The organism is Pseudomonas sp. XS1P51, from assembly GCF_054897845.1.
On the sequence record NZ_CM142707.1, the window covers coordinates 4,616,092 to 4,627,084 of the forward strand.

General features: G+C 59.9%; 5 protein-coding genes. 3 read left to right on the forward strand and 2 right to left on the reverse strand.

Annotation, left to right across the window (positions count from 1 at the left end; all coding sequences use genetic code 11):
- Positions 1 to 1,035, reverse strand: coding sequence for a lipopolysaccharide heptosyltransferase II (gene waaF / locus ACYZUD_RS21485; RefSeq protein ID WP_462020043.1), 1,035 nt, complete (start codon positions 1,033 to 1,035; stop codon positions 1 to 3).
- Positions 1,036 to 1,342: 307 nt separating this feature from the next.
- The gene (gene glnE / locus ACYZUD_RS21490) at positions 1,343 to 4,279 is read right to left on the reverse strand and encodes a bifunctional [glutamate--ammonia ligase]-adenylyl-L-tyrosine phosphorylase/[glutamate--ammonia-ligase] adenylyltransferase (protein WP_462020044.1); all 2,937 of its coding nucleotides are present in this window, start codon (positions 4,277 to 4,279) and stop codon (positions 1,343 to 1,345) included.
- A gap of 384 nt (positions 4,280 to 4,663) precedes the next feature.
- Here glnE and aceE point away from each other — a divergent pair, with 384 nt between their 5' ends.
- From aceE to ACYZUD_RS21505, 3 genes are all read left to right on the forward strand, one after another.
- Positions 4,664 to 7,309 (forward strand): pyruvate dehydrogenase (acetyl-transferring), homodimeric type, encoded by a 2,646-nt coding sequence (gene aceE / locus ACYZUD_RS21495; protein WP_462020045.1) that lies wholly within the window; start codon positions 4,664 to 4,666, stop codon positions 7,307 to 7,309.
- Positions 7,310 to 7,320: 11 nt separating this feature from the next.
- Positions 7,321 to 9,282 carry a dihydrolipoyllysine-residue acetyltransferase gene (gene aceF / locus ACYZUD_RS21500; protein WP_462020046.1) on the forward strand — a complete coding sequence of 654 codons (1,962 nt, stop codon included), beginning with the start codon at positions 7,321 to 7,323 and terminating at the stop codon, positions 9,280 to 9,282.
- Between the two features lie 269 nt (positions 9,283 to 9,551).
- Complete coding sequence (locus tag ACYZUD_RS21505) at positions 9,552 to 10,946, forward strand: alkaline phosphatase D family protein (RefSeq protein ID WP_462020047.1); 1,395 nt, start codon at positions 9,552 to 9,554, stop codon at positions 10,944 to 10,946.
- The last annotated feature ends 47 nt before the right edge of the window (positions 10,947 to 10,993 follow it).

Genomic DNA, 10,993 nt, shown 5'->3' on the forward strand with positions numbered 1-10,993 from the left:
CTATTTGACCTCGACCACAGTGCCCTGCAACCGCTGCAAGGCTTCGTTCACCGCTTGCGGCATGAGCTGGCGCAGGCAGTTGTAATGACCGAAGCGACACGTGCGATCGAAGCACGGACTGCATTCGATGCCCAGGCGCACGATCTCGACGTGTTCGGCCAGCGGTGGTGTGAAGCCCGGCGACGTCGAGCCGTAAACCGCCACCAATGGACGATTCAGCGCTGCGGCGACATGCATGAGGCCGGAGTCGTTGGACACCACCGAGTCGGCGCAGGACAGCAGGTCGATGGCTTCGGCCAGTGAAGTGCCACCGCTGAGGTTCACCGATTCTTCACGCAACCCGGGAATCAACCGCGCCCGGATGTCTTCGCCGACGGCGTGATCGTTTTTCGAACCGAACAACCAGACTTGCCAGCCCTCGCGAATTTTCGCTTCGGCGACCTTGGCGTAGTGCTCGGACGGCCAGCGCTTGGATTCGCCGAACTCGGCGCCGGGGCACAGCGCCAACACCGGACGGTCGAGGGCCAGACCGAACTTGGCGAGTGCCGCCTCGCGGGTGACCGGGTCGATCTGCAATGTCGGACGTGGATAAGGTTTCGGCAGTTCAACGCCAGGCTCGTAAGCCAGGGCCATGAAGCGCTCGATCATCAGCGGGTAACGTTCTTTATCCAGCGTGCGCACGTCATTGAGCAGGCCGTAGCGGAACTCGCCACGCCAGCCAGTGCGTTTCGGGATGCCGGCGAAGAACGGCACCAGCGCCGATTTCAGGGAATTGGGCAACAGAATCGCCTGGTCGTACTGGCCGGCCAGGGATTTGCCGATGCACCGACGGGTCGCGAGTTCCAGAACACCGTGGCCGAGTGGAAAACTCAAGGCCTGGCGCACTTCGGGCATGCGCTCAAGAATCGGCCGACTCCACTCCGGGGCCAGCACGTCGATTTCGCATTGCGGGTGGCGTTGTTTCAGGCACTGAAACAGTGTCTGCGCCATCACCATGTCACCGACCCAACTGGGCCCAACGATCAGAATATTCATGTGGTTTCCAAAAACGAACCGGGGAGGCATACGCCTCCCCGCCTCGAGAATCACTGTGGGAGCAGGACTGCTTGCGATGGGTCATCACCTTCAACATGACTGTCGACTGTCACTCCACTATCGCGAGCAAGCTCGCCCCCACATTGGGTATTGGTGCACATCCAGTGCGGTGCAGCTTAGCGGCCTAAATCTACAAAACACAGCAATGCCACTGTAGGAGCTAGCTTGCTCGCGATGAACCGGAGAACGCCGCGGGGTGTCAGGTTTGCCGCGTTATCGTTGACGACCATCGCGAGCAAGCTTGCTCCTACAGCCCCAACTCTTTCCAGATCCGCAACACCTGCCGTCGTTCGTCCACGAACTGGTCGCCCGGTATCACCCCGGGGTCCTTCTGCAAGGCCTGCCGGTGAGCGGCGGAGCGGTAGGCTTTATAGGCCTCGCGCAACAGAGCGGCGTCTTCGGCGGGCATCAGCCTTTCGTGTTCCAGTTCTTCCAGAATGCGGATATTGTCGGTCCAGCGTAGCAATGGCGGGTGCGTTTCGGACCACGCCAGGGCCGCGTATTGCACCATAAATTCAATATCGACGATACCTCCGGCGTCCTGCTTGAGATCGAACGGCGCCGTGGCCTCGAAGGCATTTGCCCCGGTGCCCGCCGCGGTGCTCTTGCTGCCCAGATTATCGCGCATCTTGGCGCGCATCTCGCTGACCTCCTGGCGCAGAGTCGCCGGGTCTCGTGGCTTGCCCAATACCGCCGCGCGAACTTTCTCGAACGCCTGGCCGACATCCTGACTGCCCACCAGCACCCGCGCCCGCACCAGCGCCTGATGTTCCCAGGTCCAGGCTTCGTTTTCCTGATAACGGGCAAACGCCCCGAGCGAACTGACCAACAGCCCCGACGCACCGGACGGTCGCAGGCGCATGTCCACCTCATAGAGCTGACCGGAGTTGGTCTGGGCCGTGAGCAAGTGAATGATCCGCTGCCCCAGCCGGGTGAAGAATTGTGCACCGTCAATCGGCTTCGGCCCGTCGGTTTCCGCCTGCGGATCGCCGTCGTGGATGAATACCAGATCAAGGTCCGAACCATGCCCCAGTTCCAGACCACCGACTTTCCCGTAACCGACAATGATGAAGCCCGGATCGCACAACGTGCCGTCGGTGCGCAACGGCGTGCCGTACTTGGCCACGGTCTGGCGCCAGGCCAGGGCCAATACTTGCTCGAGGATCGCCTCGGCGAGCCAGGTCAGGTAATCGCTGACTTTCATCAACGGCAGACTGCCGGCGATTTCCGAGGCGGCGACGCGCAAGCGGTGCGCCAGTTTGAAGTGCCGCAAGGCTTCCATTTGTTGTTCGAGGTCGTCCTCGGGAATCCGCGTCAGGCGCTCGCGCAACTCGGCGGCCAGCTCCGGCGCCAAGGGCGGCTTGAACAATCGGCCTTCGTTGAGCAATTCGTCGAGCAGCAGCGGGAAGCGGGTGATCTGTTCGGCGATCCACGGGCTCGCAGCGCACAAGGTCAACAAGCGTCGCAGTGCACCCGGGTTCTCGGTCAGCAACACCAGATAGGCGGAACGACGGGCCACCGCCTCAACCAACGGCAACACCCGCTCCAGTACCAGATCGGGATTGGCATGCTCCACCGCCTGGGCCAGCAATCGCGGGATAAAGGCATCGAGGCGTTCGCGCCCAAGACGTTGCATGGCGCGCAATTGCGGGCTGCTGCGCAGACCGGTCAACGCTTTCAGCGCCTTGGTCGCATCGGCGAAACCGCCGTCTTCCAACTGGCGGCAAGCGGCCTCTTCATCCTGAGCTTCTTCCCACAGCGGCAGCCATTCACCGCCGACCACCACTTCGCTCTCAGTGCCTTCCTCTTCGTCGGGATCGGCGATCACCTGACCGAAGTGCCACGCCACGCGACCACGCCAATACATGAGCCGTTCATGGAAAGCCGCCCAATCGGCGAAGCCCAACATAAAGGCAATGCGCGCCTGATCCTGAGCGCCGTCCGGCAGCATCTGGGTCTGACGGTCAGCAATCGCCTGAATAGCGTGTTCGGTATAACGCAGGAATTCGTAGCCTTCGCGCAACTCGCTGACCACCGCCGGCGGCAGGTAACCCTGACCTTCCAGCGTACTCAGTACTTTCAACAGGGGACGTTGCTGCAGGCTCAGGTCGCGACCACCGTGAATCAGCTGGAACGCCTGGGCGATAAACTCCACTTCACGAATGCCGCCCGAACCGAGCTTGATGTTATCGGCCATGCCCTTGCGCCGCACTTCCTGCTGGATCAGCTGCTTCATGGTGCGCAGCGCTTCGATGGCCGAGAAGTCCAGGTAGCGTCGGTAAACGAACGGCCGCAGCATCTCTTGCAGTTGCGCGCCGGCCACTTGATCGCCGGCCACTACCCGCGACTTGATCATCGCATAGCGTTCCCAGTCGCGGCCCTGATCCTGGTAATACTGTTCCAGTGCGTTGAAGCTCAGCACCAATGCGCCGGCCGAACCGTAAGGTCGCAGGCGCATGTCGACGCGGAACACGAAACCGTCGACGGTCATCGGGTCCAGCGCCTTGATCAGGCGCTGACCCAGGCGAATGAAAAATTCCTGGTTATCCAGAGAGCGTTTCACGCCGACGGTTTCGCCGCCCTCGGGGTAGGCGAAGATCAGGTCGATGTCCGACGACAGGTTGAGCTCCACCGCGCCCAGCTTGCCCATTCCGAGAATGACCATCTGCTGCGGCTCGCCGCTGCGCCGACCGGTCGGTACGCCAAACTGCTGGCAATGCCGCGCGTACAACCACTGATAGGCCTGATCGATGCTGGCATCGGCCATGTCCGAGAGGTCGCGGCAGGTCTGGACCAGATCGGCCTGGCGGGTCAGGTCGCGCCAGATGATCCGCACCTGGTGGCGCGCACGCTGGCGGCGCAGGGCCCGGCCTAGCTCGTCGTCGCTTTCAGCCGTGCTCACTGCCGCCGCGATCTGCCCGCACAACTCACCGGGCGCAAAGCTGCGATCCAGTTCGCCGGACTGCACCAGCGTCAGCAACATCAAAGGGGCACGCACGCTCTGTTCAATCACAAAATCGCTGGCAGCGGTGACACGGGCGAATTGCGCCCAGCGTTCAGGCGTCCAGCTAGACAAACCATGGTCATCATCGAGTGCGGCGACGGCCGTGCGGAACGACTGCTCGGCGCGGGTGACAAACGGCAGGAGAATGCCGGGCAGTTCGGCAAGCGAAGGGAGGCTCATGGTCTATCCTTGATCGGCGTGTAGAGGGCTGCATGTAGTGATTCGCCAAAATGCACTACGTGATCGACTGTCGAACAAAAGTTAGAAATAGCTGAAATTTGTTTATTGTTGGCAGCCATCATCAAGCTTTCACCTTTTTCGGTTGGCAAAAGACCAACCTTAACGATTATTCTCACAACGCAGCCGGAGGCCACAAGCCGCTCATCTGTAGTTTTACTACTCGTCTATACATTCGAAAGGCTGAAATGCCCGATGATTTGTAGTAAAACTACACGCCGCCGGAACATACCTCTCGGCAATCCAAGAATTTATATCGTCTGCCCACAAGGCCAGTCGCAAACTCAGGCAACCGATTCTGGAAGCCTTTCCGCCCTGGAGCAAGCCATGCAAGACCTCGATCCCGTCGAAACCCAGGAATGGCTGGACGCCCTGGAATCGGTTCTCGACAAAGAAGGCGAAGACCGTGCTCACTATCTGATGACCCGTATGGGCGAACTCGCAACCCGCAGCGGTTCGCAATTGCCTTACGCCATCACCACGCCATACCGCAACACCATTCCCGTTACCCACGAAGCACGCATGCCTGGCGACCTGTTCATGGAACGCCGCATTCGCTCGTTGGTACGCTGGAACGCGATGGCCATGGTGATGCGTACGAACCTGAAAGATTCTGACCTGGGCGGTCACATCTCCAGCTTCGCTTCCAGCGCAACCCTGTACGACATCGGCTTCAACTATTTCTTCCAGGCCCCGACCGACGAACACGGCGGCGACCTGATCTACTTCCAGGGTCACACCTCGCCAGGCGTTTACGCCCGTGCGTTCATGGAAGGCCGCATCACCGAAGACCAAATGAACAACTTCCGCCAGGAAGTCGACGGTCAGGGCTTGTCGTCCTACCCGCACCCGTGGCTGATGCCTGACTTCTGGCAGTTCCCGACCGTATCCATGGGTCTGGGCCCGATCCAGGCGATCTACCAGGCACGCTTCATGAAGTACCTGGAAGCCCGTGGCTTCATTCCTGAAGGCAAGCAAAAAGTCTGGTGCTTCCTGGGCGACGGCGAGTGCGACGAGCCGGAATCCCTGGGCGCGATCTCGCTGGCCGGCCGCGAGAAGCTCGACAACCTGATCTTCGTCATCAACTGCAACCTGCAGCGCCTCGACGGCCCGGTTCGCGGCAACGGCAAGATCATCCAGGAACTCGAAGGCGTGTTCCGCGGTGCTCAGTGGAACGTGACCAAAGTCATCTGGGGCCGTTTCTGGGACCCACTGCTGGCCAAAGACGTCGACGGTATCCTGCAACGCCGCATGGACGAAGTCATCGACGGCGAGTACCAGAACTACAAAGCCAAAGACGGCGCGTTCGTGCGTGAACACTTCTTCAACTCGCCAGAACTCAAGGCGATGGTCGAAGACCTGTCCGACGACGAGATCTGGAAACTCAACCGTGGCGGCCACGACCCGTACAAGGTCTACGCGGCGTACCACGAAGCGGTCAACCACACAGAACAACCGACCGTCATCCTGGCCAAGACCATCAAGGGTTATGGCACCGGTGCCGGCGAAGCGAAAAACACTGCGCACAACACCAAGAAAGTCGATGTCGACAGCCTGAAGTTGTTCCGCGATCGCTTCGACATTCCGGTCAAGGACGAAGAGCTGGAAAACCTGCCGTTCTTCAAACCAGAGCCAAACAGCGCCGAAGCCCGTTATCTGAGCGAGCGTCGCACTGCACTGGGCGGCTTCGTGCCACAGCGCCGGGCGCAGAGTTTCAACATTCCGACCCCGTCACTCGATACCCTCAAGGCAATCCTGGACGGTTCGGGTGACCGTGAAATTTCCACCACCATGGCGTTCGTGCGGATCCTCGCGCAACTGGTCAAGGACAAGGAAATCGGTCCGCGCATCGTCCCGATCATCCCGGACGAAGCCCGTACCTTCGGTATGGAAGGCATGTTCCGCCAGTTGGGTATCTACTCGTCCGTCGGCCAGCTCTACGAGCCAGTCGATAAAGACCAGGTGATGTTCTACCGCGAAGACAAGAAGGGCCAGATCCTCGAAGAAGGTATCAACGAAGCGGGCGCCATGAGTTCCTTCATCGCTGCCGGTACTTCGTACTCCAGCCACAACCAGCCAATGCTGCCGTTCTACATCTTCTATTCGATGTTCGGCTTCCAGCGTATCGGCGACCTCGCCTGGGCCGCTGGCGACAGCCGTACCCGTGGCTTCCTGATCGGCGGCACCGCCGGCCGGACCACGCTGAACGGTGAAGGCCTGCAACACGAAGACGGTCACAGCCACATCCTGGCGGGCACCATCCCGAACTGCCGCACCTTTGATCCAACCTACGGCTACGAGCTGGCGGTGATCATCCAGGACGGCATGAAGAAGATGACCGAAGAGCAACAGGACATCTTCTACTACATCACCGTGATGAACGAATCCTACCAGCAGCCAGCCATGCCGGCCGGTGTCGAGGAAGGCATCGTCAAGGGCATGTACCTGCTCGAAGAAGACAACCGCGAAGCGGCGCACCATGTTCAGCTGATGGGCTCCGGCACCATCCTGCGTGAAGTCCGTGAAGCGGCGAAGATCCTGCGTGAACAGTTCAACGTCGGCGCTGACGTATGGAGCGTTACCAGCTTCAACGAACTGCGTCGCGATGGCCTGGCCGTCGAGCGCAGCAACCGTCTGCACCCGGGCCAGAAGCCTAAACTGAGCTATGTCGAAGAGTGCCTGAACGGCCGTAAAGGTCCGGTCATCGCGTCTACCGACTACATGAAGCTGTTCGCTGAGCAAATTCGTCAGTGGGTCCCGTCCAAGGAATTCAAAGTCCTGGGCACCGACGGTTTCGGCCGCAGTGACAGCCGCAAGAAGCTGCGTCACTTCTTCGAAGTCGACCGTCATTTCGTGGTGTTGGCAGCCCTGGAAGCCTTGGCTGACCGTGGTGATATCGAACCTAAAGTGGTGTCTGAAGCCATCGCCAAGTTCGGTATCAACCCGGAAAAACGCAACCCACTGGACTGCTGAGGAGACACTCTGTGAGCGAACTCATTCGCGTACCTGACATCGGCAGCGGTGAAGGTGAAGTAATCGAACTATTTGTGAAGGTCGGCGACCGTATCGAAGCCGACCAGAGCATCCTGACGCTTGAGTCGGACAAGGCGAGCATGGAAATTCCTGCTCCCAAGGCCGGTATCGTCAAAAGCCTGAAAGTAAAAATCGGCGATCGCCTGAAAGAAGGCGACGAGCTGCTGGAACTGGAAGTCGAAGGTGCCGCTGCGCCGGCCCCTGCGGCTGCCGCTGCGCCGGCTGCCAAGGCTGAAGCGAAACCGGCTGCTGCTCCTGCAGCCGCCGCTCCGGCTCCGGCTACCGCACCGACTGCTGCCACCACCCAGCAAGTGCACGTGCCGGACATCGGCTCGTCGGGCAAGGCCCAGATCATCGAGATCCAGGTCAAGGTCGGCGACACCGTCGAGGCTGATCAGTCGCTGATCACCCTGGAGTCCGACAAGGCCAGCATGGAAATCCCTTCGCCCGCCGCTGGCGTGGTCGAAAGCATCAGCGTCAAGCTCAACGACGAAGTTGGTACCGGCGACCTGATTCTGGCCCTGAAAGTGGCAGGTGCTGCGGCGCCGGCTGCTGCCGCGCCAGCCCAGGCTGCTGCACCTGCTGCCGCTGCTCCTGCGCCAGCCGCTGCGCCGGCTGCACCGGTTGCCGACAGCGTTCAGGACATTCACGTCCCGGACATCGGTTCGGCAGGCAAGGCCAAGATCATCGAAGTCCTGGTCAAGGCCGGCGACACCGTTGAAGCCGACCAGTCGCTGATCACCCTCGAATCCGACAAGGCGAGCATGGAAATCCCATCGCCTGCCGCTGGCGTGGTGGAAAGCGTCTCCATCAAGCTGGATGACGAAGTCGGTACCGGCGACCTGATCCTGAAGCTGAAAGTCAAAGGCGTTGCGCCGGCTGCTGCTCCGGCTCCAGCCGCTGCGGCATCTGCTGCGGCCAAGGCTGAAGCCGCTCCTGCGGCCGCCGCTGCGGCACCTGCCGCACCGGCAGCTGCGCCAGCCAAACCGGGCGCCAAGGTTCACGCTGGCCCGGCTGTGCGCCAACTGGCCCGTGAATTCGGCGTCGAGCTGAGCGCGGTCGGCGCAAGCGGCCCGCACGGTCGCATCCTGAAGGAAGACGTGCAGGTTTACGTCAAAGCCATGATGCAGAAGGCCAAGGAAGCACCGGCAGCCGCTGCTGGCGCAACCGGCGGCGCGGGCATTCCGCCGATTCCGGTCGTGGACTTCAGCCGCTTCGGTGAAACCGAAGAAGTGCCGATGACTCGCCTGATGCAAATCGGCGCGTCGAGCCTGCACCGCAGCTGGCTGAACATTCCGCACGTGACTCAGTTCGATTCGGCTGATATCACCGAACTGGAAGCGTTCCGCATCGCTCAGAAAGCCGTTGCAGAGAAGGCCGGCGTCAAGCTGACCATCCTGCCGCTGCTGCTCAAATCCTGCGCGCACCTGCTCAAGGAACTGCCGGACTTCAACAGTTCGCTGGCACCAAGCGGCAAGGCGATCATCCGCAAGAAGTACGTGAACATCGGCTTCGCCGTCGACACCCCTGAAGGCCTGCTGGTACCGGTCATCAAGAACGTCGACCAGAAGAGCCTGTTGCAACTGGCTGCCGAAGCCGCTGCGCTGGCTGCCAAGGCCCGCGACAAAAAGCTCACGGCAGACGACATGCAAGGCGCCTGCTTCACCATTTCCAGCCTCGGCCACATTGGCGGCACCGGCTTCACGCCGATCGTCAACGCGCCGGAAGTGGCGATCCTCGGTGTTTCCAAGGCAACCATCCAGCCAGTCTGGGACGGCAAAGCCTTCCAGCCGAAACTGATGCTGCCACTGTCGCTGTCCTACGATCACCGTGTGATCAACGGCGCCGCGGCTGCACGCTTCACCCAGCGTCTGAGCAGCCTGCTGGCGGACATCCGCACCATCCTGCTGTAACACCGGCCGGCCCTCCTTCATCGGAGGGCAAGTCGCGTTCCACGTTTTCCGAGCGCCACGCTCGTACCTCAACCCCGCCAATTTGGCGGGGCTTTTTTTGCCCTGAAGAAAGCAACTTCCTACATTCGTGGCTTACCCCGCCCACAACTCAAGTCCACTTCGGCTCGATATTTTTCGCGATCTAATAACTAGGCTTAGTTCAGCAACCCTCAATAGAGTCGTTAACAACACCTCTTGCTTAGTTACTATGACTTCGAATGGATTCGAATATGTTAAAACCGACTGTCGGCCCTATCATTGGCCACACTACAACTAATCACACCCGAATATTCTTGCGCGGCGAACGACAAAAAAATGCCTCGGCATTTGCCGGCATTCGTTATCGGCGGATCGGCGAAGAGCGCTGGTCCAAGGGCGTTTTTACAAAACTGGAGAGTGCGCGCGACATGTCCGATGTCATTGCACTCAACGACCTTGCCACCGATACCGAGTACGAATATCAGGCTGGCTGGTTCAGCCCCATGAGCCCGGTGCACACCGTCGAGACGGTCCAGGAGCTACCGCTGCAATGGCCACGGGACATCTACCGCTTGCGCACCCAGTCCAGCAAGACCATGGCGCCACGGGCGTACATCGTCGGTTCTTGCCGTTACCTGCGCATGACCGCCGGCGTGCCATCCGCCCCGCAACTGGGCGACCGGATCTTCGCCTCGATCACATACTTGGCGCAGCGTGCCGAACCACCCATCAGTGCCCTGTTGATGACCGGCGACCAAATCTATGTCGATGACCTGAACATCATTGCACCCGACCGGGAATACAAGGAAATACTCCACAAGTACCGCACGGCCTTTTCCCAACCCTATATCGCAAAGTTAATGTCCGGCGTTCCGACTTACATGATTCTCGACGATCATGAAATCGAAGATAACTGGCCCGCCAATAAAAACAAAAACGATGAACATCTATACAACAATGCCATCGCCGCTTATGAGTTATATCAAGCCAGTCATAGCCCGGCTCATGAACTGCTTGAAAATGGAGAAATCAATCAACGCCTGGACCGTTATTGGTATCAATTCACCGACGGCGATATCGAGTGGTTTATCACCGACAGCCGAACCCGACGCAATCTGTCGGCCAGCGACCGGCGCATCCTCGACGAAGAACAAGAACAGGCCCTGCGTACATGGCTGATTCACAGCACGGCCCGGGTCAAATTCGTGGTCACCAGCGTGATGTTCTATCCCGACCGCAAACGCCAGGGTGATGACACCTGGAAAGCCTTTCCCGAGCAACGGCTACGGTTGCTGGAGACTGTTCGTACACACCACATCAAGAACGTCTTCTTCGTGTCCGGCGATGTCCACGGTTCCCTGACCAGTCGACTGACCCACAGCGAAGACCCGGACTTCGAGGTTCATACCATCGTGTCGTCGCCGCTGTGCAACAGCAAACTACTGCCCTATGCCAAGGCCTCCACGTTCATCCTCGATCAACCGCTGGCCCGGACCGCCGCTGGTGACTATCGGCATGAACTGACCGGCAAGGTGATCAGCCAGGACAATTTCGCTCACCTGATCGTCGACACCGAACAGATTCGCGTCAGGTATCACGATCGGGACGGTAATCTGCTGCAATCGACAGACATTAAATTACGTTAGGCCAAAAAAGATCGCAGCCTTCGGCAGCTCCGGCAAAGAACGGCGTA

Bases quoted from the DNA above. Each gene is read 5' to 3' on its own strand.
- waaF (WP_462020043.1), bottom strand. From the start codon at position 1,035: ATGAATATTCTGATCGTTGGGCCCAGTTGGGTCGGTGACATGGTGATG.
- aceE (WP_462020045.1), top strand. From the start codon at position 4,664: ATGCAAGACCTCGATCCCGTCGAAACCCAGGAATGGCTGGACGCCCTG.
- glnE (WP_462020044.1), bottom strand. From the start codon at position 4,279: ATGAGCCTCCCTTCGCTTGCCGAACTGCCCGGCATTCTCCTGCCGTTT.
- ACYZUD_RS21505 (WP_462020047.1), top strand. From the start codon at position 9,552: ATGTTAAAACCGACTGTCGGCCCTATCATTGGCCACACTACAACTAAT.